This window comes from Amycolatopsis heterodermiae (genome assembly GCF_034929455.1).
GTDB lineage: Bacteria > Actinomycetota > Actinomycetes > Mycobacteriales > Pseudonocardiaceae > Amycolatopsis > Amycolatopsis heterodermiae.
Genome location: NZ_JAYFSI010000004.1, coordinates 487,455 through 513,771 on the forward strand (window position 1 = coordinate 487,455; position 26,317 = coordinate 513,771).

Annotated in this window: 27 protein-coding genes; 18 read left to right on the plus strand and 9 right to left on the minus strand. The window is 71.7% G+C overall.

Annotated features, from left to right (window positions below; all coding sequences use genetic code 11):
- Both VA596_RS21390 and VA596_RS21395 read right to left on the minus strand, forming a co-directional pair.
- On the minus strand, positions 1-1,329 hold the full coding sequence (locus tag VA596_RS21390) for a carboxyl transferase domain-containing protein (protein ID WP_323329569.1): 1,329 nt from the start codon (positions 1,327-1,329) through the stop codon (positions 1-3).
- Complete coding sequence (locus VA596_RS21395; RefSeq protein ID WP_323329570.1) at positions 1,322-2,746, minus strand: acyl-CoA synthetase; 1,425 nt, start codon at positions 2,744-2,746, stop codon at positions 1,322-1,324. The genes VA596_RS21390 and VA596_RS21395 overlap by 8 nt, the downstream gene beginning before the upstream one ends.
- A gap of 147 nt (positions 2,747-2,893) precedes the next feature.
- Here VA596_RS21395 and tsaB point away from each other — a divergent pair, with 147 nt between their 5' ends.
- The 3 genes from tsaB to tsaD are packed head-to-tail and all read left to right on the plus strand — an operon-like array spanning position 2,894 to position 5,081.
- Positions 2,894-3,559, plus strand: a complete 666-nt coding sequence (gene tsaB / locus VA596_RS21400) for a tRNA (adenosine(37)-N6)-threonylcarbamoyltransferase complex dimerization subunit type 1 TsaB (RefSeq protein WP_323329571.1) — start codon at positions 2,894-2,896, stop codon at positions 3,557-3,559.
- Complete coding sequence (gene rimI, locus VA596_RS21405) at positions 3,556-4,035, plus strand: ribosomal protein S18-alanine N-acetyltransferase (protein WP_323329572.1); 480 nt, start codon at positions 3,556-3,558, stop codon at positions 4,033-4,035. The genes tsaB and rimI overlap by 4 nt, the downstream gene beginning before the upstream one ends.
- Entirely contained in the window at positions 4,035-5,081 is a 1,047-nt protein-coding gene (gene tsaD / locus VA596_RS21410) for a tRNA (adenosine(37)-N6)-threonylcarbamoyltransferase complex transferase subunit TsaD (RefSeq protein ID WP_323329573.1), read from the plus strand. The genes rimI and tsaD overlap by 1 nt, the downstream gene beginning before the upstream one ends.
- 61 nt (positions 5,082-5,142) lie before the next feature.
- On the opposite strand, the gene wecB is transcribed toward tsaD, so the two are convergent.
- From wecB to VA596_RS21425, 3 genes are all read right to left on the minus strand, one after another.
- Positions 5,143-6,294, minus strand: a complete 1,152-nt coding sequence (gene wecB / locus VA596_RS21415; RefSeq protein ID WP_323329574.1) for a non-hydrolyzing UDP-N-acetylglucosamine 2-epimerase — start codon at positions 6,292-6,294, stop codon at positions 5,143-5,145.
- A gap of 140 nt (positions 6,295-6,434) precedes the next feature.
- Positions 6,435-6,617 (minus strand): LPXTG cell wall anchor domain-containing protein, encoded by a 183-nt coding sequence (locus VA596_RS21420; RefSeq protein WP_323329575.1) that lies wholly within the window; start codon positions 6,615-6,617, stop codon positions 6,435-6,437.
- A gap of 11 nt (positions 6,618-6,628) precedes the next feature.
- Positions 6,629-7,393: a choice-of-anchor P family protein gene (locus VA596_RS21425; RefSeq protein WP_323329576.1), complete on the minus strand. Its 765-nt coding sequence runs from the start codon at positions 7,391-7,393 to the stop codon at positions 6,629-6,631.
- 369 nt (positions 7,394-7,762) lie between these two features.
- Between VA596_RS21425 and xrtP the strand changes: the two genes are divergently transcribed.
- Together xrtP and VA596_RS21435 are read left to right on the plus strand one after the other, a co-directional pair.
- Positions 7,763-8,278 carry an exosortase P gene (xrtP, locus tag VA596_RS21430; RefSeq protein ID WP_323329577.1) on the plus strand — a complete coding sequence of 172 codons (516 nt, stop codon included), beginning with the start codon at positions 7,763-7,765 and terminating at the stop codon, positions 8,276-8,278.
- Positions 8,275-9,651: a glycosyltransferase family 2 protein gene (locus VA596_RS21435; RefSeq protein WP_323329578.1), complete on the plus strand. Its 1,377-nt coding sequence runs from the start codon at positions 8,275-8,277 to the stop codon at positions 9,649-9,651. The genes xrtP and VA596_RS21435 overlap by 4 nt, the downstream gene beginning before the upstream one ends.
- Before the next feature lie 21 nt (positions 9,652-9,672).
- Here VA596_RS21435 and VA596_RS21440 read toward each other — a convergent pair whose 3' ends face one another.
- Positions 9,673-11,556, minus strand: coding sequence for an N-acetylmuramoyl-L-alanine amidase (locus tag VA596_RS21440; protein WP_323329579.1), 1,884 nt, complete (start codon positions 11,554-11,556; stop codon positions 9,673-9,675).
- A gap of 249 nt (positions 11,557-11,805) precedes the next feature.
- Here VA596_RS21440 and groES point away from each other — a divergent pair, with 249 nt between their 5' ends.
- Together groES and groL are read left to right on the plus strand one after the other, a co-directional pair.
- Positions 11,806-12,099, plus strand: a complete 294-nt coding sequence (gene groES, locus VA596_RS21445; RefSeq protein ID WP_007031106.1) for a co-chaperone GroES — start codon at positions 11,806-11,808, stop codon at positions 12,097-12,099.
- Between the two features lie 91 nt (positions 12,100-12,190).
- Entirely contained in the window at positions 12,191-13,804 is a 1,614-nt protein-coding gene (gene groL / locus VA596_RS21450) for a chaperonin GroEL (protein ID WP_323329580.1), read from the plus strand.
- A gap of 130 nt (positions 13,805-13,934) precedes the next feature.
- Here groL and VA596_RS21455 read toward each other — a convergent pair whose 3' ends face one another.
- Positions 13,935-14,237, minus strand: coding sequence for a WhiB family transcriptional regulator (locus VA596_RS21455; protein WP_323329581.1), 303 nt, complete (start codon positions 14,235-14,237; stop codon positions 13,935-13,937).
- Positions 14,238-14,487: 250 nt separating this feature from the next.
- On the opposite strand from VA596_RS21455, the gene VA596_RS21460 reads away from it, so the two are divergent.
- The 5 genes from VA596_RS21460 (at position 14,488) to VA596_RS21480 (ending at position 19,319) form a co-directional block, all read left to right on the plus strand.
- Positions 14,488-15,393 carry a MerR family transcriptional regulator gene (locus tag VA596_RS21460; RefSeq protein ID WP_323329742.1) on the plus strand — a complete coding sequence of 302 codons (906 nt, stop codon included), beginning with the start codon at positions 14,488-14,490 and terminating at the stop codon, positions 15,391-15,393.
- Positions 15,394-15,831: 438 nt separating this feature from the next.
- The gene (locus VA596_RS21465; RefSeq protein WP_323329582.1) at positions 15,832-16,686 is read left to right on the plus strand and encodes a hypothetical protein; all 855 of its coding nucleotides are present in this window, start codon (positions 15,832-15,834) and stop codon (positions 16,684-16,686) included.
- Positions 16,687-16,817: 131 nt separating this feature from the next.
- Positions 16,818-17,414, plus strand: a complete 597-nt coding sequence (locus tag VA596_RS21470) for a response regulator transcription factor (RefSeq protein ID WP_003073605.1) — start codon at positions 16,818-16,820, stop codon at positions 17,412-17,414.
- Between the two features lie 396 nt (positions 17,415-17,810).
- A complete protein-coding gene (locus tag VA596_RS21475) occupies positions 17,811-18,383 on the plus strand; it encodes a sigma-70 family RNA polymerase sigma factor (protein WP_026468912.1) in 573 nt (190 codons plus the stop codon).
- Entirely contained in the window at positions 18,384-19,319 is a 936-nt protein-coding gene (locus VA596_RS21480) for an anti-sigma-D factor RsdA (RefSeq protein WP_323329583.1), read from the plus strand.
- A gap of 61 nt (positions 19,320-19,380) precedes the next feature.
- On the opposite strand, the gene VA596_RS21485 is transcribed toward VA596_RS21480, so the two are convergent.
- Entirely contained in the window at positions 19,381-19,776 is a 396-nt protein-coding gene (locus VA596_RS21485; RefSeq protein WP_247060636.1) for a DUF5319 domain-containing protein, read from the minus strand.
- Positions 19,777-19,905: 129 nt separating this feature from the next.
- On the opposite strand from VA596_RS21485, the gene guaB reads away from it, so the two are divergent.
- From guaB to VA596_RS21510, 5 genes are all read left to right on the plus strand, one after another.
- Positions 19,906-21,417 (plus strand): IMP dehydrogenase, encoded by a 1,512-nt coding sequence (guaB, locus tag VA596_RS21490; RefSeq protein WP_323329584.1) that lies wholly within the window; start codon positions 19,906-19,908, stop codon positions 21,415-21,417.
- Positions 21,418-21,493: 76 nt separating this feature from the next.
- Positions 21,494-21,943 carry a DUF3574 domain-containing protein gene (locus VA596_RS21495; RefSeq protein ID WP_323329585.1) on the plus strand — a complete coding sequence of 150 codons (450 nt, stop codon included), beginning with the start codon at positions 21,494-21,496 and terminating at the stop codon, positions 21,941-21,943.
- 74 nt (positions 21,944-22,017) lie between these two features.
- A complete protein-coding gene (locus tag VA596_RS21500; RefSeq protein WP_323329586.1) occupies positions 22,018-22,548 on the plus strand; it encodes a hypothetical protein in 531 nt (176 codons plus the stop codon).
- 2 nt (positions 22,549-22,550) lie between these two features.
- Positions 22,551-23,045, plus strand: a complete 495-nt coding sequence (locus tag VA596_RS21505; protein WP_323329587.1) for a hypothetical protein — start codon at positions 22,551-22,553, stop codon at positions 23,043-23,045.
- 76 nt (positions 23,046-23,121) lie between these two features.
- Positions 23,122-24,255, plus strand: coding sequence for a GuaB3 family IMP dehydrogenase-related protein (locus VA596_RS21510; RefSeq protein WP_323329588.1), 1,134 nt, complete (start codon positions 23,122-23,124; stop codon positions 24,253-24,255).
- Here VA596_RS21510 and VA596_RS21515 read toward each other — a convergent pair.
- A complete protein-coding gene (locus tag VA596_RS21515) occupies positions 24,239-24,439 on the minus strand; it encodes a DUF397 domain-containing protein (RefSeq protein WP_323329589.1) in 201 nt (66 codons plus the stop codon). The two genes, VA596_RS21510 and VA596_RS21515, sit on opposite strands and share 17 nt — an antisense overlap.
- A gap of 164 nt (positions 24,440-24,603) precedes the next feature.
- Between VA596_RS21515 and VA596_RS21520 the strand changes: the two genes are divergently transcribed.
- A complete protein-coding gene (locus VA596_RS21520) occupies positions 24,604-26,313 on the plus strand; it encodes a GMC family oxidoreductase (RefSeq protein ID WP_323329590.1) in 1,710 nt (569 codons plus the stop codon).
- Positions 26,314-26,317 lie beyond the last annotated feature (4 nt).

A 26,317-nucleotide genomic window follows, 5' to 3' on the forward strand; every position in this document is an offset into this window, starting at 1 on the left:
TTACTCGGCCGGGCTGACCACCGCGCGCGCCACGCCCAGCTGCACCAGGTCCTGCGGCCGCAGCCGCAGCTGGTTGGCCAGCGCCGGGACCTCCGACGCCGGACGCTTCAGGATCGCCGCCGCGGCCTCCGGGGACGTCACCGAGAAGTACGCGTCCGGGGTCACCCACGTCGAGCCCGGGGCCGCGAACGCCAGCGCACCGCCCGAGCCGCCTTCGCCGATCACCAGCGTCGTCACCGGGGCGACCGCCGTCGCGACCGCCTCGAACAGGTCCGCGATCGCCCCGCCCGCGCCCGCCTGCTCGGCCGCCGCGTCGTTGGCCGCGCCCGGGGTGTCGACCAGGGTCAGCACCGGGATGGCCAGCCGGGACGCGAGCCGGACCAGGCGGGCCGACGTGCGGAAGCCCGCCGGCAGGGTCGGGGTGCCGCACTGGGCCGCGTACGCGATCGTGCGGCCGTTGCGCCAGCCGAAGCCGCAGCGGACGCCGGGGTCGACGCCGCCGCAGCGGTCGCCGCTGATGTCCTCGCGCCAGTCGAAGTACGCGTCGAGGTACTCGTCGGCGCGGGCCCGGCGCGGGGAGCGCGCGGCCTGGACCGCTTCCCAGCCCGTGTCCGGCAACGCGGCCTCGCGCAACGCACCGGGTGGCGGCGCCGCGGCGTTCGACGGGGACGTCAGCAGCCGCAGCCAGCGTTCCAGCGCCGTCCCGAGGTCGTCGGCCGCGACGATGGCGTCGACCTGGCCCCACTCGAGCTTCGCTTCCGCCGTGTACGCCTCGGGCGAGCCGGACGGACGCACCCGCGAGCCCGCGAACCCGACCTGGGCCTCGGGCAGGGCGAGGATGACGTCGGCGCCCGCGCCGAGCGTGGCCCAGCCGCCACCGGTCGTCGGGTCGCGCAGCACCGCGATCTGCGGGACGCCCGCCGCGCGCGTCCGGGCCGCCGCCCGGGCCACCCGCTGCAGCTGCATGAGCGCGCGCATCCCCTGCTGCATGCGGCTTCCGCCGGTCGCGACCAGCGACACCACGGGCAGCCGCGCGTCGCGGGCGTGCGCGAACGCCGCCTCGATCCGGTCGCCGGTGCGCTGGCCGAGCGAGCCGCCGAGGAAGCCGAACTCGAACGCGATGACGACGGCTTCGGCCTCGCCGATCTTCGCCGTCCCGCAGACGACCGACTCCTTCTCACCGGTGCGCTCTTCGGCGGCGGAGCGTGCTTCGCGGTAACCCGGCCAGTCGATCGGCCCGTCGGCGGGCTCCTCGCGCAGCGGCGTCGTGAACTCCTCGAAGCCGGTCGAAATCGCGTCGACGACCTCGCGTGCCGGCCGCCTACTCACCGAGCGCCCGCTTCAGGACCTTGCCCATGTCGTTGCGCGGCAACGCATCCAGGTACCGGACGACCCGCGGGCGCTTGTGCGGCGCGAGCAGCCGGGCGACGTGGTCGGCCAGCTCCTCGGCCGACGGCCGCGCGCCCTCCGGGACGATCCAGGCGACGATCCGCTCGCCGAGGTCGTCGTCCGGTTCGCCGGTGACGGCCGCCTCGGCGACGCCCGGGTGCTCCAGCAGCGCGTTCTCGATCTCGCCCGCGCCGATCTTGTAGCCGCCGCTCTTGATCAGGTCAGTCGCCTTGCGCCCGACGATCTTGACGTACCCGTCGCTGTCGCGCGTGGCCATGTCGCCGGTGCGGAACCAGCCGCCGTCCAGCGCGGCCGCGGTGGCGTCCGGGCGGTTGAGGTACTCGGTGAACAGGTTCGGCCCGCGCACCTGGATCTCGCCGACGGTCTCGACGTCGTCGATCACCTCGCCGGCGTCGCCGATCAGCCGGAGGTCGACCCCGCCGAGCGGGACGCCGACGGTGCCCGGCTTGCGTTCGCCGTCCGCGCGGACGCTCGTGTTCATCAGCGTCTCGGTCATGCCGTAGCGCTCGACGACCTGCTGGCCGGTCGCCTCGGTGATCCGCTGGTGGTCGTGCACCGGCAGCGCCGCCGACCCGGAGACGAGCAGCCGTGCGCCGCGCAAGGCGTCGGCCAGCGCGTTGTCGCCGCCGACCTCGCCGGCGATGCGGTGGTACATCGTCGGGACGCCGAACACCATGGTCGCGCCGGCCTTCAGCTCACGCGCGACGCCGTCCGTCGAGAACCGGCCGAGGTGGCGGACCGAGCCGCCGCGGCGCAGCGGGCCGAGGATGCCGAGGATCAGGCCGTGCACGTGGAACAGCGGCAGGGCGTGCACCAGGACGTCGTCGGCGGTCCACGCCCAGGCGTCCTCGAGGGCGTCCAGCGTGGTCGCGATCGAGCGCCGGGGGAGGACGACGCCCTTCGGCGGCCCGGTGGTCCCCGACGTGTAGACGATCAGTGCAGGCGCCTCGGCGTCCGGCTCTTCCGTCAACGGCGTGTCCGGGCCGGTCAGCGGGATGTCGCGCCGCGGCAGGTCGGCGAGCCCGGCGGGCAGCTCGACGCCCGGTTCGGCCAGCACCAGCTGCGGCTCGCTGTCCGCGACGATGTGCGCGAGTTCGCGCTCGCCGATCTTCGGGTTGACCGGCACCGCCGGGACCCCGGCCAGCAGCGCGGCGACGACGGCGACGCTGGTGTGCAGGGTGGGGGTCGCCCAGACGGCGACGCGGTCGCGGGGGAGCTCGGCGGCGAGGCTGCCGGCGACGGCGGCGAGCTCGGTGTAGGTGAGGGCTTGTTCGCCGAAGCGGAGGGCTTCTTTGCCCGAGGCTGACGTGAGGGCGGGGAACAACGGGTCGGGCACCGCGGGGACCTCCAGCTCGGGGGACTCGCTCCTGCGAACCCCGATTCGCACGCTACCGTGCGGATCTACCTCTCGCAGCGACCGGTTTCACAGGAGCGCCCGGGCCCGCGAAGGCGACGTCCGGGCCTGGTCGTAGGCTGGTTCACCGTGTTGGTACTGGCGATCGATACCTCGACCCCGGCGGTCACCGCGGGCGTCGTCGCGCTGGACGGCGACCGGGTCGAGACGCGCGGCGACCGCGTCACCGTGGACCCGCGTGCCCACGGCGAGCTGATCACGCCGCACGCCCTGGCCTCGGCCGAAGCCGCCGGAGTCACCCTCAAGGATCTCGACGCGATCGTCGTCGGTGTCGGCCCCGGGCCGTTCACCGGCCTGCGCGCCGGCATGGCCACCGCGGCCGCCTTCGGCCACGCGCTCGGCATCCCGGTGTACCCGGTCGGCAGCCTCGACGCGATCGCCGCCGACGTCGTCCCGGGCGGGCAGCCGTTCCTCGTGCTCACCGACGCCCGCCGCCGCGAGGTCTACTGGGCGGCCTACGACGCTTCCGGCGCGCGCACGGACGGCCCGGCCGTCCAGCGCCCGGCCGACCTCGAGACCGGCGTCAAGGTCGCGGCCGGCGACGGCGCGATCCTGTACGGCGAGGTGCTCGACGTCCAGCCGATCGAGCCGCGGTTCCCGTCGCCCGCCGGGCTGGTCAAGGCGGCAAAGGCCGCGCTGCTCGCGAAGGAAGCGCCCGCGCCGCTGACGCCGTTGTACCTGCGGCGCCCCGACGCCGTGGAGCCCGCGGCGCCGAAACGGGTGACCACGCCGTGAGACTCGATCCCCTGCGCCGCAAGGACATCACCCGCTGCGTCGAGATCGAGAAGATCCTCTTCCCCGGTGACGACCCGTGGAGCGCCCGCGCGTTCCACTCCGAGCTGGACATCGGCCACTTCTACCTGGCCGCCCGGCCGGACGACGGCGACGAGGTGCTCGGGTACGGCGGGCTGGCCGTCGTCGGGCGGCGCCGCGGCGAGTACGAGGCGACCGTGCACACCATCGGCGTCGCGCCCGAGTACCAGGGCCAGGGGATCGGCAAGGCGCTGCTGCGGGCCCTGCTGAACCGCGCCGACGAGTTCGAGGCGCCGGTGTTCCTCGAGGTCCGCACGGACAACACGACCGCGCTCGGCTTGTACGAGACGCACGGCTTCGAACGGCTCGGCATCCGGAAGCGCTACTACCAGCCTTCCGGCGCCGACGCGTACACGATGGTCCGCCCGGCGCGGACGCGAGACGAGGTGGCGGGCTGATGTCGCGCATCATCATGGGCATCGAGAGCTCGTGCGACGAGACCGGCGTCGGCCTGGTCCGCCTGCACGACGACGGCGCGGTCGAGCTGCTGGCCGACGAGGTCGCTTCGAGCGTCGAGCAGCACGCACGCTTCGGCGGTGTCGTGCCCGAGGTCGCCAGCCGCGCGCACCTCGAGGCGATGGTCCCGACGACCGAGCGGGCCTTCGCCACGGCAGGCCTGAAACTGTCCGATGTGGACGCCATCGCGGTGACGGCGGGGCCGGGCCTCGCGGGCGCGCTGCTGGTCGGCGTCTCCGCGGCGAAGGCGTACGCGACGGCGCTGGACGTGCCGCTCTACGGCGTCAACCACCTGGCCGGGCACATCGCGGTGGACACGCTGCAGCACGGCCCGTTGCCGGCGCCGTGCCTGGCGCTGCTGGTCTCCGGCGGTCACACGCAGCTGCTGCGGGTCGACGACATCGCGTCGTCGATCACCGAGCTGGGGTCCACTGTGGACGACGCGGCGGGCGAGGCGTACGACAAGGTCGCGCGCGTGCTCGGCCTGCCGTACCCGGGTGGCCCGCCGATCGACAAGGCCGCGAAGAACGGCAACCCGTCGGCGATCGGATTCCCTCGCGGTATGACGGGCCCGCGTGACGCGAAGTTCGACTTCTCCTTCTCCGGCCTGAAGACGTCGGTCGCGCGGTGGGTCGAAGGCGCTCAGCGGCGTGGCGAGGAGATCCCGGTGGACGACGTCGCGGCGTCGTTCCAGGAGGCCGTCGCGGACGTGCTGACGGCGAAGGCGATCCGCGCGGCGAAGGAGCAGGGGATCGGCACGATCGTCATCTCCGGCGGCGTGGCGGCGAACTCGCGCTTGTCGTCCCTGGCGGCAGAACGCTGCGCGGCGGCGGGCATCGAGCTGCGCGTCCCGCGGCCGCGGCTGTGCACGGACAACGGCGCGATGATCGCGGCACTGGGCGCCCACGTGGTCGCGGCCAAGCGCCCGACAGCGCCCCTGGACTTCAGCGCGAACCCGGCCCTCCCGGTCAACGTCATCTCGCTCTAGTGCCGCTCGTGAGTGTTTAGGGCGGTTCTAACCGCCCTAAACACTCACGACAAGTCCGGGCCTACGAGGCCGCGGCGTGCCGGTGCGCCGGGGTCCCGACGCCCAGCAGCTCCTCGATCGCCGCGACGGCCAGGACGGCCGCATTGCCTTCGCCGTAAGGGTTTCCCACCTGCGCCGTGCGCAGCTCACCGCTCAGCAGCCGGGCCGCCGTGTCGGCGATGCGGGCCGTGTCCGTGCCGACCAGCCAGGCGCAGCCGGCCTCGACGACCTCGGCGCGCTCGGTGACGTCGCGCAGGACCAGCACCGGGGTGCCGAACGTCGGCGCCTCCTCCTGGATGCCACCCGAGTCCGTCAGCACCAGGGACGCCAGCCGCAGCGCGCGGACCAGGTCCGGGTACTCCAGCGGGTCCGTCACCGTCACCCGCGGCAGGCCGCCCAGCGCGGCCTCCACCTGGTCCCTGACCTGCGGGTTCGGGTGCGCCGGGAACAGCACCTGGACGTCCGGGTGCTCGGCGACGATCAGCTGCACCGCGGCCAGCGTCCGTTCGAGCGGCTCACCCCAGGACTCGCGGCGGTGCGACGTCACCAGCACCAGCCGCTCGCCCGCCTCGGCGAGCCCCATCTCCAGCAACGCCAGTGCCGTGTCGCGCGCCGGGAGGTCGCGGGCCGCGATCTCCAGCACCGCGTCGACGACCGTGTTGCCCGTGACCGCGATGCGTTGCCGCGCAACGCCTTCCGCGCGCAGCTCCGCGGCCGCGCCGAGGGTCGGGGCCAGGTGCAGCGCGGCCAGCCGGGACACCATCTGCCGCGCGCCCTCCTCGGGGAACGGCGCGGTGAGGTCGTGCGTGCGCAGCCCGGCCTCCAGGTGCACCACCGGGATGCCCAGCCAGAACGCGGCGAGCGCGCCCGCCAGCGTCGTCGTCGTGTCGCCCTGGACGACCAGCGCGGCCGGCGCGTACCGGCGGAGCGCTTCGTCCAGAGCGGGCAGCAGGCCGGCCACGAGCTCCGCCTGGCCGCCGGTGACGCGCGGCGGGACGTCCAGCCACTCGTCGACGACCAGGCCGAACGGCAGCAGCGCCTGCTCGACCATGCCCGCGTGCTGGCCGCTGTGCACCAGGATCGGCCGGAGCGCCGGGTGGGCGTCCATGGCCAGTGCCAGCGGCGCGAGCTTGAGCGCTTCCGGGCGGGTCCCGGCCAGCAACATCACATCCACCCCGCGGTGCCCCTTTTCCACATCGTCCAGTCTCCATGAAAATTCCGGACCGACGCCGCGGCATCGTCCAGTCTCCATACTGTGCATATCTCCGGCAAGGGCCGCCGGCGTGCGAGGGGCGCACGCCGACGGCCCCGGCCTCAGTGCTCCCGCGCCTGGGAGAGACGGCGGTTGCGGCGGTGGACGGCGATCAGCGCGACGGTCCCGAGCAGGACCAGCAGCACGCCGACGGCCAGCCACCACCCGATGTCGGCACCGGTGGCGGCGAGGGTGCCCACCCCGCCACCGGCCACGCCGACGCCCGCGCCCGGCATCTTGTACATCCGGGCCTCACTCAGGCCGTGCGGCGGTTGCGGAGGATGCGCGTCCCGACCGGCAGCGCGATCGCGCCGAGCAGGCCGAGCCCGACCCACAGGCCGGCACCGGACGCCAGCGGCATCGGCGGCGCGGCCGGGCCGCAGGTCGCCGACGACACGACGACGTCGCCGGAGCCGATCGCGCCGACGACCCCGCCGAGCAGCTTCACGTGGAGGGCGTTGACCGTGAGGCTGCCGTCCTTGTTCTGGATCTGCTCGTTGAGGACGACCGTCGCCACGTTGACCAGGCCGATGGCCACCTTGATCTGGGTGTTCGGCGCCGGGTTGGCGTCGACCGCGCCGATGCTGCCGAACTTCGCGTCGGCCAGCGTGCTGCTGCCCTTGACGCCCTCCTGGGTGGCGGTGCACACGGCTTCGACGGTCTTGACGCCGACGGTGCCGAGCGCGGCCTTGAGCAGCGGCAGGCCGACGTCGGCGGTGGTCGCCTTCGCCGTGACCGCGCCGGAGTCGTCGTCGCGCTTGGCCTCGGCGGTGATCACGCCGGCGGTCAGGATCCCGGACGCGTTCGCGCTGGCCACGGTGCTCGTGGTCGGGCCGGCGGTGTTCGCGGCCGCGAGCGGGCCCACGTTCACGGCGGGCTGGCCGAGCAGCGTCACGTTCACCTTGACGCCGTACGCCGAACCGTCGCCGGGGGCCGCCGAAGCGGGGGCCGCACCGGCGAGCACGACGCTCGCCACGACCGCGGCGAGCAGTCCGCCGCGTCGCACGAGGGAGCTCTTCATCAACTGATCCTCCGAATTCGCTGAGTTTCTCGGGGGTTGGGGTTCACGTGACTGCGGGCGCGGATGCATCCGGCTTGCCTCGATTCGGCACGCGAATCGACTATCGCCAAGACCGCCGCGAATAGCACACAAAATTTGGCGAATCACCGGATCGGGTAGTACTACGGGACATTCCCCCAGGTCGAATTCGGCATCACCCGGACGGCCTAGCAAGTTCGCTGCCGGAACTGCCGAATGGCCGCCTAAACCCCACCTCCGAGTGGAACCGCGGGGTGGTCGTGACTTACGCTCGCCCGGGGTCCGCAGCTTGAACGAGAAATCGTCTCCGAGAGGAAAGTCGTGGCCGTAGCGAGCGCTCCGAACGCAGGGATGACGAAGTTTCCGCTGGTCGTGGCGCTGGGTGCGCTGGCGGCCGCGGGAGCCGTGGTGGTGCTGACCGAGCGGTTCTACCGCGAACTGGAAGTGCGGCTCGCGGGTGCGATCCTCAATGTCATCACTACATCGGGTGTTTATGTGGCACCCGATCGGGAGTCCGTTTACTTTGGGTTGAGTGGCGCTACTCCGTTCGGGTTGAGAATGACCCCGGAATGTTCGTCGGCGTTCCTTTTGCTGCCACTGCTCGTTGTCACGATGGCGATGCTCTACTTCCGTCCCGCCAATGCGAAACGGCTCTTCTTTTCCCTCGGTATTTCCGCGGTCGTCGTCGTGCTGGTGAACCAGCTGCGCATTCTCACGATCGTCGGGCTGGTCCACTGGCTCGGCCCGGACGAGGGTTACTACTGGGGCCACACCCTGCTCGGCTCGATGGTGAGCGTGTTCGGCGGCGCCGTCTCGCTCGTGCTGTTCGTCTGGCTCGCGACGCGCAAGCCGAAGGCCGTCGCATGAGCGTCAAGGTCCTCCTGGCGATCACCCAGGCGTTCGCGCTGACCATGAGCGTCGCGTTCCTGGTCTACGTCGTGCTGATCGTGGTGCCGTACCTGCGCCGCAAGCCCGGCCCGGTCGGCGACCCGGCCGACTTCACCTGGCACTTCTTCGTGCCGTGCCGCGACGAGCAGGCCGTCATCGGCGAGACGATCCGCTACCTGCGCACGACGTTCCGGCACGCGCACGTCTGGGTCGTCGACGACGACTCGGAGGACCGCACCGCCCGCGTCGTCCGGATGCTGTGGCGGCGCCACGGCGGTTACGACCCGTACCTGCACCTCGTGCCGCGCGTCCGCCCCGACGCCCGCACCGGCAAGGGTGACGCGCTCAACGCGGCCTACCGGGCCCTGAACAACTGGATGGGGCGGGAGGCGCCCCGCGACGACGTCGTGGTCGTGGTGGTCGACGCCGACGGCCGCCCGGCGCCGAACTGCCTGGAGGTCTGCGCGGCCGGCCACCTCTTCGGCGACGCGGGGATCGGCGCGGTGCAGCTCGACGTCTGGATGAGCAACGTCGAAACCCCGCCGCCGACGCGCAACCCGGCCGGCCGCTGGTTCGGCCTGAAGCTCGCGCAGCTGCAGGACCTGGAGTTCCGGACGGCGATCGCGGCGATCCAGACGTCACGCGGGTTCACCGGCACGATCTCCATGGGCGGCAACGGCCAGTTCACCCGGCTCACCGCGCTCGACTCGATCGCCGGCCCCGACGAGCAGCCGTGGCGCGGTTCGCTGCTGGAGGACTTCGAGCTCGGCGTCCACCTGCTCACCGAGGGCTGGCGCACCGGGTTCACGCCGGATTCCCATGTCGCGCAGGAGGGTCTGTACAGCCTGCGGCGGTTCCTGGTGCAGCGCACGCGCTGGGGCCAGGGCACCATGCAGTGCGCGCGGTACCTGCGGCGGATCTGGGACTCGCCGCACGTCAGCACGCTCGGCGCGGCGGAGATGATGTACTACCTCGCCCAGCCGTGGCTGCAGCTGCTCGGGTCGCTGCTCTACCCGATCCCGTTCCTGCTGCTGCTCTTCAGCACCGCGGGCGACCCGGCGCAGATGTGGACGTGGTTCACCGGCGGTGCCTGGATCCTCTTCGCCATCTACGGGTCGTTCGGCCTGCTGCCGTTCCTCGTCTGGGGCCCGGTCTACCAGCTGAAGTGCTTGCGCAGCAGGAACATCCTGCGCGGCATCGGCCTGGGCTTCGCGTACGCGGCGTACATCTACACGTTCTACGTGACGTCGTGGCGCGCGTTGTTCCGCCTGATCCGCGGCCGCAACGGCTGGGCGAAAACGCGCCGCAACACCGAGACCTCGACCGGGGCGAAGGTCGCGCTCGACGCTTGAGCGCGACCTCCGCCGACCCGGCTAGAACGCGGGCAGGAACCGGACGTCGTCCGCCTTGACGAAGGCGATCCGGTGCCCGAACTGGATCTGGACGTACTTGAGCTTGCCCTTCACGACCACGTGGTCGGCGACGTCGAACGTCGTCGCCGAGTAGTACTCCGACCCGACCACCCCGGCCGACGAGTACCGCTGCCCGGCGGCCAGCGTGTACGGCAGCGGCGTGATGGCCTGCGGCGTGAGGTTCGCCGGGTAGGCCTCGGGCTCGGGATAGGCGCGGCCGTACACCGGAATCGTGGCCAGGCCGGGCTTCGGCGTCACCACGAGCCCGATCGCGGGCTTCGCGACGCTCGCCTTGCGCGGATTGTGGAACCAGCCCTTCTGCCCGAGGAACCAGATCGCCGTCCAGTCGCCGCTGGTGCCGGCGACGGCGTACTGCTGCCCGGTGGCGGCCCGGCTGCCGACGTCCGCGACGTCCATAGTGGACGGTGTGCCCTGGGGGTGCAGGCCGACGTCGACCAGCAGCGGCGAGGACTCGGAAGGCTGCGAGTGCAGCACGACGGCCTCGGAACCCCTTGGCGCGCAAGGCGTTCCGGCGGAGTCGCAGCCGGTGAAGGCGGGCTGGTTCTTCGCGAAGTCCGGGTCGATGGTGACCAGCGACGAGCCGGGCAGCCCGAACCCGCCGAGCGGCGCGCCCAGCAGGTCGAAGTAGTGCGACCAGTCCCAGAAGGGGCCCGGGTCCCAGTGCATGCCGGCGATCGTCGAGGGGATCGTGCCGGGCACGTTGTCGTGGCCGATGATGTGCGCGCGGTCGAGCGGGATGCCGTACTTGCGCGCGAGGTAACCGACGAGCTTCGCGCTCGAGCGGTACATCGCCTCGGTGTACCAGGTGCCCTTCGCGGCGAAGCCCTCGTGCTCGACGCCGATCGACTTGGCGTTGATGTACCAGTTGCCGGCGTGCCAGGCGACGTCCTTGGTCGGCACGTGCTGCGCGATCAGGCCGTCGGCCGAGCGGACGGTGTAGTTCCAGCTGACGTACGTCGGGTCCTGGGCGAGCTTGAGGACGCTGTCCCAGTAGCCCTCGGTGTCGTGGATGACGATGTGGTCGATCTTCTGGCTCACCGGCCGGTTGGCGAGGTCGTGGTTGCCGTAGTCGTTGCCCGGCAGCTCCTGGTAGGGCGCCGGCACGGACTCGCAGGTGACGGTCCGCGGGCACTCGACGTTCGCCGGGTTCGCCACCTCGGCGTGCTGCGGCACGGTGACGCCGGGCGTGGCGGCGAGGGTGACCAGCTGGCCGTCGTCGGTGGTCCGGCTCACGCCGCTCTTGATGGTCGCGAAGACCTCGTCGGCGAAGGTCTGCCCAGCGGCCTGGTCGGCCCCGCTGTACCGCGCGACGGCGTCGTACCAGCCGGTCTGGCCGAGGTGGTACTTCGCGAGCAGTGCGGCGCCACCCCGGATATTCTGCGTGGTGTCGGTACGCAGGGTCTTCGCATCGGTCTTGAGCAGCTGAGCGGCCTCGTCGACGGTCTGCAGCCCGCCTTGCGGCGGCACGTCGGGCCCGGCCTGCGGATGCAACGCGGGCCGCGCATCGTCCCCACGAGGGTCTTCGCTGCCGACGTCGTGGTGAGTGCCGGCGACCCCGGCTTCCCGCAGGTCGGTGAGGTGCATGGGCCCATACCCGGCGGCCGTGCTGGGCGTCCCGCCGTTGAAGTCCCACCGGGACTCGAGGTAGGAGACGCCGAGCAGGACGTCGAGCGGAACCCCGAACTCGGCGGCCGCGGCAGCGAAGTCGCGTTGCCGCTGATCGGTGGTAGCGGCGTGGGCGGGCGCGGTGGCGAGCCCACCGAGCAGGGCAACGGCAGCGGCCAGCGCCGCCGTTCTGGAGAGCGAACGAGACGACATGGGCATAAACCCCCAGGGTCCAGGTGCCAGACGGTGAGAACCTAACCAGAAACTCACGCCGGGGGTAAGAGCCGCCGCCGACCTGCCGAAGAATGACGGCACCGGCCTTCGGGTGGACCCTGGTTGCACGGCTGGCACTCCCGTGGCTAGAGTGCTAATCGCACGGCCCGACAGCCCCGGCACCCGCGACGGCGGGGGTGGTAGAGCCGTAACCACATCCTGCCAACGCTTTCGACGACCGTGGAGGTCAACCCGGTGAGCGTGAACATCAAGCCGCTCGAGGACAAGATCGTTGTCCAGACGAGCGAGGCCGAGGAGACGACCGCTTCCGGCCTCGTCATCCCCGACACCGCCAAGGAGAAGCCCCAGGAGGGCAAGGTTCTGGCCGTGGGCCCGGGCCGGATCGACGACAAGGGCAACCGCGTCCCGCTCGACGTTTCCGTCGGCGACGTCGTCATCTACTCGAAGTACGGCGGCACCGAGGTCAAGTACAACGGTGAGGACTACCTCATCCTGTCCGCCCGCGACGTGCTGGCCGTCATCAACTGACGTCCGCTCGCAGCGCATGACGCCCCGGGCCCCGCACAACGCCGGGGAGCGGGGCGTTCTTGCGTTCAACGAAAGGTAAGCGGAACACGCTATGCCCAAGCAGATCAGTTTCGACGAGGACGCTCGTCGCGCGCTGGAGCGCGGGGTGAACAAGCTCGCCGACGCGGTCAAGGTCACCCTCGGCCCGCGCGGTCGTCACGTCGTGCTCGACAAGAAGTTCGGCGGCCCGACCATCACCCTCGACGGCGTGACCGTCGCCCGGGAGATCGAGCTCGACGACCCGTTCGAGAACCTCGGCGCCCAGCTCGCCAAGAGCGTCGCCACCAAGACCAACGACGTCGCCGGTGACGGCACCACGACCGCGACCGTGCTCGCGCAGTCGCTGGTGAAGGTCGGCCTGCGCAACGTCGCGGCCGGCGCGAACCCGACGTCGATCGGCCGTGGCATCGAAGCCGCCGCGGCGAAGGTCATCGAGGTCCTCAAGAGCAAGGCCACCCCGGTCAAGGGCCGCGAGAGCATCGCCCAGGTCGGCACCGTGACCTCGCGCGACGCCAACATCGGCGCCCTCCTCGGCGAAGCCGTCGAGAAGGTCGGCGAAGACGGCGTCATCACCATCGAGGAGTCGTCGACCCTGGCGACCGAGCTGGTGATCACCGAGGGCGTCCAGTTCGACAAGGGCTTCCTCTCGGCGCACTTCGCGACCAACCCGGAGGAGCAGAAGGCGATCCTCGAGGACGCCTACATCCTGCTCGTCCGCGAGAAGGTCTCGTCGCTGGCCGAGCTGCTGCCGGTGCTCGAGAAGGTCGTCGAGGCCAAGAAGCCGCTGCTGATCATCGCCGAGGACGTCGACGGCGAAGCGCTGTCCACCCTCGTGGTGAACTCGCTGCGCAAGACGATCACCGCGGTCGCCGTCAAGGCGCCGTTCTTCGGTGACCGCCGCAAGGCGTTCCTGGACGACCTCGCGTTCGTCACCGGCGGCGAGGTGATCTCCGCGGAGATCGGCCAGAAGCTGTCCGAGACCGACCTCGGTTCGCTGGGCAAGGCCCGCCGGATCGTCGTCACCAAGGACGACACCACGATCGTCGACGGTGGTGGCAGCAAGGACGTCATCCAGGGCCGGATCGCGCAGATCCGCAAGGAGATCGAGACCACCGACTCCGACTGGGACCGCGAGAAGCTGCAGGAGCGGCTCGCGAAGCTCGGCGGCGGCGTCGCGGTGATCCGCGTCGGCGCGGCGACCGAGACCGAGCTCAACGAGCGCAAGCACCGCATCGAGGACGCCGTGGCGGCGACCAAGGCGGCCGTCGAAGAGGGCATCCTGCCCGGCGGTGGTTCGGCGCTGGTGCACGCGGTCAAGGAGCTCGAAGGCGGCCTCGGCCTCGAGGGCGACGAGGCGACCGGCGTCCGCATCGTGCGTGACGCGCTGTCCGCGCCGCTGTTCTGGATCGCGACCAACGCGGGCCACGAGGGCGCCGTCATCGTCAACAAGGTGCGGGAGCAGAGCTGGGGGCACGGCTTCAACGCCGCCACCGGCGAGCTGACCGACCTGCTGGCCGCCGGCATCGTCGACCCGGTCAAGGTGACCCGGTCCGCGGTGGCGAACGCCGCTTCGATCGCGCGCCTGGTGCTGACCACGGAGAGCTCGATCGTCGAGAAGCCGGCCGAGGAAGAGCCCGCCGCGGCGGGCCACGGCCACTCGCACTGACGCACGTCCGGACACGAGAACGGGGCGGCATCCCGCAAGGGGTGCCGCCCCGTTCCCGTCCCGGGCCGTGGCCTGGAAAGCACGGAGGGCGGCACCCCACCCGGTGCCGCCCTCCGTTGTTCGTGGACCCTCAGCCGCCCGACATGGTGAGGGTGCGCTTGTCCGCCTTGATGAGGTGCTCCCGCTCGGACTCGGAGAGCCCGCCCCAGATGCCGTAGGGCTCGTGCACCGCCAGCGCGTGGCTGCGGCACATCTCGAGGACGGGGCAGCTCAGGCAGACCGCTTTCGCCCTGGCCTCCCGCCGTGCCCGCGCCGGGCCGCGCTCGCCGTCCGGGTGAAAGAAGGACGCACTGTCCATCCCCCGGCACGACCCCTCCAGCTGCCAGTCCCACATGTCGGCGTTGGGGCCCGGGAGCCTGCGCGTGTCTGCCATCGTGACCCGCCTCCGTCATTCGGTCGATGCCGCTAGCTGCTCTGCTGTGGAGTCGATACTCCATTCGGTGCAACGGCGGTAACGTTAGAAGCGCGCCAATAGTTGTTCAAGCGATTCGGGTCGATGTCAGCCGTTAGGCATCCCCCGGATGTGTGAGCGGGGGTTCTGCCTCCGGTTGCCGACCTGGGTGAGTGCCTGGATATTGAGGCTCGTGGGAGCTGGGTCGGGTACCGAAGAACCCACCCTGCCGGTGGCCTCGGTCGCCCGCCGGCTCGGGGTCGCGCCGTCCACCCTCCGAACGTGGGACAGGCGCTACGGACTGGGCCCCAGCCGCCACACAGACGGACGCCACCGCCGCTACGGCACCTCCGACATCGGCCGGCTGGAACTGATGCAGCGAGCGCTCCTCAGCGGCGCTTCGACGGCGGAGGCCGCGCGGTACGCCCTCGAGCAGATCCCGCGCTCCGGGCCGCCCCAGCCGGAGGAGGCGGGGGAGCCTCCCGGACCCGACCCGGCCGACGACGGCCACGAAGTCCGGTCCCGGCTCGCCCGGCGGCTGAGCACGGCCGCGCTCGCCATGGACGTCCACGCCGTGCAGCACATGCTCGCCGACACCATCACCGAGCTCGGGGTGCTGCCCGCCTGGACGGGCGTCGTCGAGCCGGTGCTGTCGGCGCTCGGCGCCCGCTGGCGCGGGGCCAGCGCGGGCGCGGAGGTCGAGTACCTGCTCACCGAGTGCGTGTTCGCGGCCCTGGTGCGCGCCACCCCGGTGCTGGACGAGCCCCGCAACACCCGTCCGGTGCTGCTCGGCGCCGCCCCGGACGAACGCGACACAATGCCGATGTACGCGCTCGCGGCGTCGCTCGCCGGCCGCCGGATCGGCGCCCAGCTGTTCGGGGTGCCGCTGCCCGCCGAGGTCCTGGCGGTGGCGGTCCGCCGCAGCGCCCCGGCGGCGATCGTCCTGTGGGCCCACCGCCGCGGGGTCGCGGACACCCGCCTGTTCGCGCGCGTCTCCCGCGGCCGCCAGCGCAGCAGGCTGTTCGCCTGCGGCCCGGGCTGGGACCCGGCGGCGCTGCCGGAGAAGGTCGAGCTGCTCCCGGACCTCCCCGGGGCGGCGGACCGCATCGAGCACGTCCTGGTCGGCACCCGCCGCTGAGCACCTTTCGGGAGTTGTCCACAGCCCGCGCCGGATGTGGACAACTCCGACTCCGCGAACCGCGATCCGCCGGTTTTGTCACGCCCCGCCGATACGCTGGAGCGGGGACGCCCCCCAGGGATGGGCGGGGGCATGTTCGGCCTGCCAGGGATGCCGTGAGGGGCGCCTTCATGCCTTTTAGGTCCCTGAAGGTGCCCCTTCACGACCTGGCCGACCGCGAACTTTGGCTCGGCCTTGCCTTGGAGCTGACGACGGTTTGTTGCTATCCCGTGAGGGGCACCTTCAGAGCCTGTCCGGTGGGCGCTCGCCCGGCGGGAGTCGCTGTTGGCCGGTTGGGCTGCCCGGGGATGTCGCGGGGGCAGCTTCACGAGCCAGCCGCCGTGCTCCCAATCCCACTTCGATCACGTTCTTGTCGGTGGGACCCGCTAGAAAGGACGGGTGCACGAACCCGCCCTGCGGGCCGCCGCCTTCGGGGGTGAGCCGCTGCCCGATCCCGCCGTCCTCCGTGGTGCCCGCACCTCGACCGAGCGCCTGCTCGCGGCGATCGTCCTCGGCGCCCAGGGCCGGTACGCGGCCGCCGCGACGCTCCTCGGTCCGCTCCGCGCGGCGAAGGACCCCCTCCGAAGCTCCCTCGCCGCCAGCACGCTCGCCGCGCACCGGCGGCAGCTCGGTGGGCACGCCAACGCCCGCGCGCTCGACGGTGAGGCCTTCGCCAAGGCCGTCGGCCTGACATCCGCTCCCGACCCGGACGGCCTCGACGCCGCCGGTGCCCGGGCCGACGCGCTGCTCGGCCTGGCCGCCGACAACCTCGCGCTCGGCCGCCTCGCCGCGGCCCGGCGGCTGGCCGGACGGGCCGCCGACCAGCACTCCGGGTGGCGCGCGACCGTCCGGGGCGGCTGGGTCGGCGCCGAGATCGAGCTCGCCGCCGGTCGGGGTGCCGCCGCCGTGGCGCCCGCCGAGCGCGCATTCGAAACGGCCGTCGCGCGCGGGGCGCGGCGGCACGCGGTCAAATCCGGGATCGTGCTGGCTGTGGCCTTGCGGGCGGCCGGCGCGCCCGATCACCGGAAGATTTCGGACGACCTTGTCGGAAAGGCAATGGCGACCGCCGAAGAATGCGAATTGCTTTCACTTTTGTGGCCGGCCGCCCTCGTCGCGGCCGACTTGCGCCCAGGACACGCCGAGGAGTATCGATTCAGAACGGCCCAGGTGTTGCACGCAGTGTTACGAAGCGCAGATCCTTGCGGGAGGAGGATCGCGGAGGATTCACCATGGGTCCCCGCCCCGGGTGGTTGAGCCGTCGGAATGGGGTGTTCCGGCATCCGGGCTAAGAAGTTTCAAAAAAAGCCACCGGATCGTGTCAAGGTTCGGGCTAAAGCGTCCGATAGGGGAAGTGGAATGTCACCCGGCTGCAGGAAGGAAACCCCGTGACGACGGTCTTGATCTGCGACGACCGACGCAGTGTCCGTGAAGGGCTCACCCGAGTGATGTCCGCGGTCCCTGGGGTCAGTCGCATCGACTGCGTAGCGCACGGTGACGAGCTGCTGGCCCGGTACTCCCGTCAGCCCGTCGACGTCGTGCTGGTCGGGACGCAACGCGCGGTCCCGACAGGTGTCGAGGCCACCCGGCGGCTCGTCTCCGCGAACCCCCAGGCGAACGTCATCGTGTTCGGCGCCCCGGACGACGCGGGCAGCATCGCCGCCGCGATCGCCGGTGGTGCCCGTGGCTACCTCCGCTGGGACGCGTCCCGGCCGGAGCTGGTCGCCGCACTGGCCCACACCCTCGCGAGTACCTCGGTGCCCGCGCCCCGTCAGCCGTCCGACCCGGGCGTCCAGCTGACCGAGCGCGAGCTTCAGGTGCTCCGCGGGATGAGCCAGGGCAAGAGCAACGGCCAGATCGGCCGCGAGCTCTACCTGTCCGAGGACACGGTCAAGACCCACGCCCGGCGGCTGTTCCGCAAGCTCGGCGTGCGCGACCGCGCGCAGGCCGTGGCTCACGGCTTCCGCCGCGGCCTGGTCAGCTGACCGGTTCCACGGCACTCTCCTCGATCCTGACACGGCCGGAATACAGGTGACGACGGGCCAGGGCGCACCGCCCTGGCCCGCACTTGTGTGGTCCCCATCACATTCCGGCGCCCTTCGGGGCAGCCCCCGGGGCGGTCTTCCGCCCCGGCCCCGTCCGGTGGACGGGAACACGTACCTGTGACGCGCGTCGCTCGTTGATTCGACGACATCGACCGCGGGTTTCAGAGGCTAATCCGTATTTTCGCGGCGCCGGGAGGCGCGGCGCGCCCGGGAGTACCGCGCGTGCCGCTCCGAGGCCGGCCGAAGGTACGGTAGCGGTCACCGGTGCGCGGCTGAGGGCAACCGCGGGCCGCACTCTTTGCACGCCTACACGTAACACTGGGACTGTTGTCTGCGATGGCCAATGTGGGGGATGGACTGGATGAACCGGTCGCCGCTGCTGTCGAGGGAGATCCCCAGGCAGTGGAGCGGCTGCTGGCTGCTATCCGTCCACTGGTAGTGCGGTATTGCCGCGCTCGGGTTGGCAGGCAGGAGCGATCGTTCGCTTCGGCGGACGACGTTGCGCAGGAGGTGTGTCTCGCGGTGCTAACGGCATTGCCCTCGTACCGCGATCAAGGGCGCCCTTTCCTGGCCTTCGTCTACGGGATCGCCCAGCACAAGGTGGCCGACGCGCACCGCGCGGCGGCTCGCAACCGCGCCGAACCGGTCGCCGAGATCCCCGACGAGGTCGAGGGTGGCGTCGGTCCCGAGCAGCGGGCGTTGCAGGGTGAACTGAACGAGCGGATGTCCCAGTTGTTGCAGGTGCTGCCGGACAAGCAGCGGGAGATCGTGGTGTTGCGCGTGGTCGTGGGCCTGTCCGCGGAAGAAACCGCGGACGCGGTGGGTTCCACCCCCGGCGCCGTCCGCGTCGCTCAGCACCGCGCCCTCGCGCGGCTGAGAAAGGTCTTGGCTGCGGAGGAGGTGATCTGAGTGACCGGTCACGAAAAGGGTTTCGAGGACGACATCTGGGGTGATGGCCTGTCGGGCTCGGAGGCGGAGTTCGCCGCCGACTTGACGGCCGTGCAGGCGGACGACGCGCTGCTCGACGCGCTCGGCGGGTCCGATCCGGCCTTGGCCGACGGCCTCGGCGACCAGGAGCTCAACGCGTTGCTGGTGGCGTGGCGAAGAGACATCGACAGTGAGCCCCTGGCCGAACTCGTCGACGTCGACACAGCTGTGCGCACCGTCAACACCGCCGCTCTCGCGCAGCGGCACGCCTCGGGCGGACGACGCCGCAGGCTGCTCGTCCCGGTCGCCGTCGCCGCCGCCGTGCTGGCGATCGCCTTCACCGGGACCGGGCTGGCCGCGCGCTCCGCGGAACCTGGCGACACGCTTTGGGGCCTCGCGAAGGTCCTGTACTCCGATCACACGCACTCGGTCGAGGCGGCCGCGAGCGCGAAGCTCGACCTCGAGAAGGCGAACCTCGCCCTCGCCGGCGGCGACCTCGCCACCGCCCGCCAGGCCCTCCAGGACGCCCAGACCGCGTTGTCCCAGGTCAGCGACGAGGACAACCGCGACCAGCTGATGGAGCAGCATCGGCAGCTCGCCGCCCAGCTCCAGAACCCGGCCGCGCCGGTTCAGAGCCCGACCCAGACCACGTCGACGCAGGTGCCGCCCGGCGGCTCGGCGACGCAGGTGCCGCCGGCCGGTACGGCGACGTCCATCCCGGGCAGCGGCAGCGGCACCACCAGCCTCCCGGGCACCGGGACGCCGACCCCGACGCCTCCGCCGCCGACCACCGATACGCCCACGCCTCCGCCGCCGACCACCCCGACGTCGACGGCCGCGAGCGGCAACGACCCGGGCACCTCACCCCGCAGCGAGACCGCGGGCGGTGCCGCGCAGGGCACCGGCAACACCCCGTAACCATCCGAAAAGAGCCCTGGTGAGCAAGCTCACCAGGGCTCTTTTGTTCGGTCGGGAGCGCTCAGTACGCGCTTTCGTTCGCCGTCACGCCGTCCGCGAAGCCGCGGCAGTAGTCCCAGCTGACGTAGTCGCCGGGGTTCGGGTCGTAGGCCGGCTCGTGCGGGCGCATCCGCCCGTCGGCCAGCAGCTGCTCCAGGCTGGCCCGCAGCAGGTGCCAGTCGTGGTAGTGCGGTTCGTCGCACTCGCCGCAGTCCACGACGATCCCGCGGACCCCGCGAGGCTCGAGAAGCGCCTGGTAGACGGCCAGATCCGAAAGATCGGCCAGCAGCTCGGTGCGTTCTTGGTCGCTGATCGGCTCGTCCAGCCGTTCCTCGTTGTCGAGGAACGCGCGGGCCGGGTCGTCCGGGTCGTCCGCGAACGGGTCCGGAGGCAGAACGTCATGCGCCACGGCCTGCACGCTACCGGTCGGTCTTCGCGGCTCGCCCACCACCCGGGGCGGGGGCCGGGCCCGGATATCATGAGGGGAAGGCTCCGAGTCGCCCCGGCGACGCCGCTCACCCCGCGCCAGGAAGGCCCTTCACCCGCTATGACCAGCGACGGCATCACCGCCCCCGTTCCGGCCAAGTTCGCCATGCTCGGCCTGACCTTCGATGACGTGCTGCTGCTGCCGGCGGAATCGGACGTCGTCCCCAGCACGGTCGACACCGGCACCCGGCTGACCCGGAACATCACCCTCGGGGTCCCGCTGGTGTCCGCGGCGATGGACACCGTCACCGAGGCGCGGATGGCGATCGCCATGGCCCGCCAGGGCGGCATCGGCGTGCTCCAGCGCAACCTCCCGATCGACGAGCAGGCCGCCGCGGTCGAGGTGGTCAAGCGGTCCGAGGCCGGCATGGTCACCGACCCGGTCACCTGCGCGCCCGACGCCACGCTGGCCGAGGTCGACGCCCTGTGCGCGAAGTTCCGCATCTCCGGGGTGCCGGTGGCCGACGCGTCCGGCACGCTCGTGGGCATCATCACCAACCGCGACATGCGGTTCGAGGTCGACCACAGCCGCCCGGTGTCCGAGGTCATGACCAAGGCGCCGCTGATCACCGCGCAGGTCGGCGTCTCGGCGGACGCCGCGCTCGGCCTGCTGCGCCGGCACAAGATCGAGAAGCTCCCGATCGTCGACGGCGCGGGCAAGCTGCGCGGGCTGATCACGGTCAAGGACTTCGTGAAGACCGAGCAGTACCCGAAGGCCACGAAGGACCCGGACGGCCGGCTGATCGTCGGTGCCGCGGTCGGCGTCGGCCCGGACGGCCACAAGCGCGCGATGGCGCTGGCCGACGCGGGCGTCGACGTCCTGATGGTCGACACCGCGCACGGGCACTCCCGCGCGGTCGTCGACACCGTCTCGCTGCTGAAGAAGGAGCTGGGCGACGCCGTCGACATCGTCGGCGGCAACGTCGCGACCCGCGCGGGCGCGCAGGCCCTGGTCGACGCGGGTGCGGACGGCATCAAGGTCGGCGTCGGCCCGGGCTCGATCTGCACCACCCGGATCGTCGCCGGCGTCGGCGTCCCGCAGATCTCGGCGATCTACGAGGCCGACCAGGCCGCCCGCCCGGCGGGCATCCCGGTGATCGGCGACGGCGGCATCCAGTACTCCGGCGACATCGCCAAGGCCATCGCGGCCGGCGCGTCCACGGTGATGCTGGGCAGCCTGCTGGCCGGCACGGCGGAGGCGCCCGGCGACCTGATCCTCGTCAACGGCAAGCAGTTCAAGGTCTACCGCGGCATGGGCTCGCTGGGTGCGATGCAGTCGCGCGGCGAGGCGAAGTCGTACTCCAAGGACCGCTACGCCCAGGACGACGTGCTCAACGAGGACAAGCTGGTCCCCGAGGGCATCGAAGGCCGGATCCCGTTCCGCGGCCCGCTCGCCAACGTGGTGCACCAGCTGGTCGGCGGCCTGCGCGCGGGCATGGGCTACGCGGGCGCCGAGACGATCGCGCAGCTGCAGGAGGCGCAGCTGGTCCGGATCACCGCGGCCGGCCTCAAGGAGAGCCACCCGCACGATGTCACGATGACCGTCGAGGCGCCCAACTACACCACCCGCTAGGCCGCCCTTTCGGTCGTTCCCCCTCGGCGTCGGGCCCGCGAAACTCGGGTTCGACGACCAGGGGAGGGGACGGCCGATGGCGGTTTCGCGACGAGCGGCGGTGACGATGTGCGCCGCGGCGGCGGTACTGGGGCTGGGCGGTGGCGCCGCGGCGGCGTCCGGCACACCGGCGGCCACGCAGGTGCCGCAGCAGTCGCCGGGGGAGATCTGGAAGCGCACCGAGCTCTTCTTCGGCACCGGCAAGCCCGACGGCAGCGAGGTGACCGACCGTGAGTTCGCCGCGTTCTCGGACCGTGAGATCACGCCGGCCTTCCCCGACGGTTTCACCCGCTTGGACGGCAGCGGCCAGTGGCGCGGCGGGTCCGGCGCGATCGTCCGGGAGCACTCGCACGTGATCGTGCTGCTCTACCCGTTCTCCGACCGCGACGCCGAGCGGGAGATCGAGGGCATCCGGGCCGACTACGAAAAGCAGTTCCAGCAGGAGTCCGTACTCCGTTCGGACTCAGTGGAGAAGGTCTCCTTCTAGGTTTTCGTGACCTAGAGTGCTTACGGTAACTGGCCTATCGCCTTCCGTGGCCACCGTAGTGTGCACTGGACGCCATGACGGTCGGCAGCTTCACGCGCGTGTTCCGCAGGGTGTTCTTCACGGCTGTCGCGCTCGTCTCGCTGTTCCTCGGCGGCGTGGTCTGCCTCATGTGCCAGGTGCTCGCCGGCCGGGACGCGCCCACCTACCGCGTCGACGGGCACGTGGTGTCCCACGAGCAGGGTGAGCTCCCGGTCGGCGGGGACGACGGCGCCGTGCGGCACACCATCGGCATCGACGCGGCCGACGGGCGGCACTACAGCCTCACGACGGTCGGGTCCGGCCTCGACCTGCCGCCGGGCCAGCCGGTCGCGCTCGACGTCTCGACCGCGGACGGCTCCATCGCCTACCTGCGGGCCGGCGGCGGCGTGCTCGACCTGCGGGCGGGGGTGATCCGGCCGGTGCTGCTGATCGTCGCGTCGCTGCTGGCCCTCGGCGCGGTGTACTTCGGCGCGGTCCGGCTCAACCTCTATCCACCGCTGGCGACCTGGCTGGCGGTGGCCCTGGGAGCCGTCCTGTCGCCCGTCGCGGTGTTCGTCCGGGTGTAGCCGTGAACCCCACACCGGCGGTGCTGGCGGCCTTCGCCGGAGCTGTGCTGACCGTCGGGACGTACTGGCTGGTCGAGTCGGCCGGTCCGGCCGGCTGGGAAGAAGCCGTCGTCGAGTCGGCGGACCGAGCGCAGTCGTCCCTGAGCACCGAGCCGGGTGCGGGGGACGACGAGCAGCACCACTTCGTCCTCCGCACGGCGTCGGGGGAGCGCTTCGACGTCCGGGGCCGGGGCCGGAAACTCGTCCAGTCGGAGGGGACGTGGCTCCAGGTGGAGATCTCCGACGTCGGACGGGAGGCCCAGGCCATCAAGGTCTACGGCACGCGGATCTCCGTGGACTCCGGTGGTTTCGGGGTCTTCTGGGCGGCGGGGATCGGGGGCGGACTGCTGCTCGGCGCGGTCGCCTCGTGCGCCGACGCGAAGCGCCCGATCCCGGCGGTGGCGAGCGTGGTGGCCGGGCTCGGGGCCGGCGCGCTGCCCGTGTTGCTCCTGTTCTAACCCCCGTGCGCGGGTCACCCACGCGGACTAGCGACAATGGGGCACGGCAGATTGTCGTCGTCGGAGGAGGCTTCACGTGCGGGACCTGGTCGAGATCGGGATGGGCCGCACCGCGCGGCGGGCGTATGACCTCGACGACGTCGAGATCGTGCCGTCACGGCGGACCCGGTCGTCGTCGGTGGTGTCCACCTCGTGGCAGATCGACGCCTACCGCTTCGACCTGCCGCTGGTCACCCACCCGACGGACGCGATCGTCTCGCCCGGCACCGCGGTCGCCGTCGGCGAGCTCGGCGGGCTGGGCGTGCTCAACGCCGAAGGCCTCTGGGCCCGGCACCCGAACGTCGAGGACGCGATCTTCCAGCTGGTCCGCGCGGCCGAGGACGTCGAGGACCCGACCGCGGTCGGCCGCGTGCTGCAGGAGCTGCACGCCGCGCCGATCCGGCTCGACCTGCTGACCGAGGCGATCAAGACGGTCCGCGAGTCCGGCGTCACGGTGGCCGCGCGCGTCAGCCCGCAGCACGCCGCCGAGCTGACCCCGGACCTGATCGCGGCCGGCGTCGAGATCCTCGTCGTGCAGGGCACGATCATCTCCGCCGAGCACGTGCAGCGCGACGCCGAGCCGCTGAACCTCAAGGACTTCATCGGCCGCCTCGACGTCCCGGTGATCGCCGGCGGCGTCAGCGACTACCGCACGGCGATGCACCTGATGCGCACCGGCGCGGCCGGTGTCATCGTCGGCCACGGGTACACGCCGGGCGTGACGAGCACCGACCGCGTGCTCGGCATCGGCGTCCCGATGGCCACGGCCGTCATCGACGCCGCGGCCGCCCGCCGCGACTACCTCGACGAGACCGGCGGCCGCTACGTGCACGTGCTGGCGGACGGCGGCATGACGACGTCGGGCGACATCGCGAAGGCCATCGCGTGCGGCGCGGACGCCGTCATGCTCGGCTCACCGCTGGCCGCCGCGTCGGACGCCCCCGGTCAGGGCCTGTACTGGACGGCGGCCGCGGCCCACCCGTCGCTGCCGCGCTCGCGCGTGGCGGCCGGGCCGGACTACGCCGTCGACCTCAAGACCCTGCTGTTCGGGCCGTCGTCCGACGCGGAGGGCGTGGTGAACCTCTTCGGCGCCCTGCGCCGCGCGATGGCCAAGACGGGTTACTCGGACTTGAAGGAGTTCCAGCGGGTGGGGCTCACCGTCCGCCGGTGACGTGCACGAGGAACGCGGCGAAGGCGTCCGACGAGTAGACGAGCACCGGGCGGGCGGCCAACCTCGCCTGCTTGGTGTCCCGTACCCCGACGACGCCCGGCGCGGAACCGATCTCCACGCAGGCGTTCTCTTCGAAGTGACTGTGGCTCGACTTGCGCCAACCGGTGAGCTGCTGGGGGCCCATGTCGGTCCCTCCCGGGGATTCGTGTCCCGCCGACGGGTCTCGCCGACGTGAACATCGAGCTACTCTTTGTATACCCACAATCACTTTCCGAGAATCGTGCAGACGGGTGACTGGCCGGTAACTTACCTCTGGTCAGGACGGGAACCCCGGGTTACGCTCAAGGTGTGACTGCCAGTAACACCACCACCAGTGCCGATGGTTTCGACTACGACGTCGTCGTGGTCGGGTCGGGGTTCGGCGGCAGCGTCGCGGCGCTGCGGCTCACCGAGAAGGGCTACCGCGTAGCCGTCGTCGAGGCCGGGCGCCGGTTCGCCGACGACGAGTTCGCGAAGACGTCCTGGGACCTCAAGCGCTACCTCTGGGCGCCGCAGGTCGGCTGCTACGGGATCCAGCGCATCCACATGCTCAACGACGTCATGGTGCTCGCGGGCGCCGGTGTCGGCGGCGGGTCGCTCGTCTACGCGAACACGCTCTACCGGCCGCTGAAGCCGTTCTACGCGGACAAGCAGTGGTCGCACATCACCGACTGGGAGTCCGAGCTCGCGCCGCACTACGACCAGGCCAGCCGGATGCTCGGGGTCGTCACGAACCCGACCATCACGCCGTCGGACGTCGTGATGCGCGACGTCGCGAAGGACATGGGCGTCGGTGACTCGTTCCACCCGACCCCCGTCGGCGTCTACTTCGGCAAGCCCGGCGAGAAGGCCGCGGACCCGTTCTTCGGCGGGGCCGGGCCCGCGCGCACCGGCTGCACCGAGTGCGGCGCCTGCATGACCGGCTGCCGCGTCGGCGCGAAGAACACGCTGGTCAAGAACTACCTGTACCTCGCCGAGCAGGACGGCGCGCAGGTCATCCCGCTGACGACGGTGACGTCGGTGTCGCCCGTCGGCGGCGGCTACGAGGTCTCGTTGAAGAAGACCGGGACGACGTCCCGCCGGTTCCGGACGACGATCACGGCCGAGAAGGTCGTCTTCGCCGCGGGGACCTGGGGCACACAGAACCTGCTGCACAAGATGAAGGACACCGGCACGCTGCCCGCGCTTTCGCGCCGGCTCGGCGAGCTGACCCGGACGAACTCCGAGGCGATCATCGGTGCCGCGCGCACGGACGTCGACGAGAGCCGCAACTTCAGCCGCGGCGTCGCGATCACGTCGTCGATCCACCCGGACGAGAACACCCACATCGAGCCGGTCCGCTACGGCAAGGGCAGCAACGCGATGAGCCTGCTGCAGACCATCGCGACCGACGGCGCCTCGCCGGTGCCGCGCTGGCGGCAGGCCGTCAGCTTCATGGTCAAGCACCCGCTCCAGACGGCGAAGCTGCTCAACGGTTACCGCTGGAGCGAGCGCACGGTGATCCTGCTGGTGATGCAGAGCCTCGACAACTCGATCACGACGTACACGAAGCGCGGGCTGTTCGGCCGCCGCAAGTACACGTCGAAGCAGGGCCACGGCGAGCCGAACCCGAGCTTCATCCCGGCGGGCCACGAGGCCAACGAGCGCACGGCCGACCGCATCGGCGGCCTCGCGGGCGGCACGTGGGGCGAGATCTTCGACATCCCGCTGACGGCCCACTTCATCGGCGGCGTCCCGATCGGCGCCACGGCGGACGAGGGCGTGATCGACCCGTACCACCGCGTCTTCGGCTACCCGGGCCTCTCGGTCGTCGACGGCGCGGCGATCACGGCGAACCTGGGCGTGAACCCCTCCCTGACGATCACCGCCCAGGCCGAGCGAGCGTTCTCGTTCTGGCCCAACAAGGGCGAACCGGACGCGCGCCCGGCACAGAACGCGGGGTACGCACGGCTGGAGCCGGTGGCGCCGAAGAACCCCGCGGTCCCCGCGGAGGCCCCGGCGGCCTTGCGGCGGTCCTAGACTC

What these genes read in the sequence shown, in the direction of transcription:
- tsaD (WP_323329573.1), top strand. Translation starts at nt 4,035, where the DNA reads ATGTCGCGCATCATCATGGGCATCGAGAGCTCGTGCGACGAGACCGGC.
- VA596_RS21420 (WP_323329575.1), bottom strand. Translation starts at nt 6,617, where the DNA reads ATGTACAAGATGCCGGGCGCGGGCGTCGGCGTGGCCGGTGGCGGGGTG.
- VA596_RS21425 (WP_323329576.1), bottom strand. Translation starts at nt 7,393, where the DNA reads ATGAAGAGCTCCCTCGTGCGACGCGGCGGACTGCTCGCCGCGGTCGTG.
- xrtP (WP_323329577.1), top strand. Translation starts at nt 7,763, where the DNA reads ATGACGAAGTTTCCGCTGGTCGTGGCGCTGGGTGCGCTGGCGGCCGCG.
- VA596_RS21435 (WP_323329578.1), top strand. Translation starts at nt 8,275, where the DNA reads ATGAGCGTCAAGGTCCTCCTGGCGATCACCCAGGCGTTCGCGCTGACC.
- VA596_RS21440 (WP_323329579.1), bottom strand. Translation starts at nt 11,556, where the DNA reads ATGCCCATGTCGTCTCGTTCGCTCTCCAGAACGGCGGCGCTGGCCGCT.
- groL (WP_323329580.1), top strand. Translation starts at nt 12,191, where the DNA reads ATGCCCAAGCAGATCAGTTTCGACGAGGACGCTCGTCGCGCGCTGGAG.
- VA596_RS21455 (WP_323329581.1), bottom strand. Translation starts at nt 14,237, where the DNA reads ATGGCAGACACGCGCAGGCTCCCGGGCCCCAACGCCGACATGTGGGAC.
- VA596_RS21475 (WP_026468912.1), top strand. Translation starts at nt 17,811, where the DNA reads ATGGCCAATGTGGGGGATGGACTGGATGAACCGGTCGCCGCTGCTGTC.
- guaB (WP_323329584.1), top strand. Translation starts at nt 19,906, where the DNA reads ATGACCAGCGACGGCATCACCGCCCCCGTTCCGGCCAAGTTCGCCATG.
- VA596_RS21495 (WP_323329585.1), top strand. Translation starts at nt 21,494, where the DNA reads ATGGCGGTTTCGCGACGAGCGGCGGTGACGATGTGCGCCGCGGCGGCG.
- VA596_RS21500 (WP_323329586.1), top strand. Translation starts at nt 22,018, where the DNA reads ATGACGGTCGGCAGCTTCACGCGCGTGTTCCGCAGGGTGTTCTTCACG.
- VA596_RS21515 (WP_323329589.1), bottom strand. Translation starts at nt 24,439, where the DNA reads ATGGGCCCCCAGCAGCTCACCGGTTGGCGCAAGTCGAGCCACAGTCAC.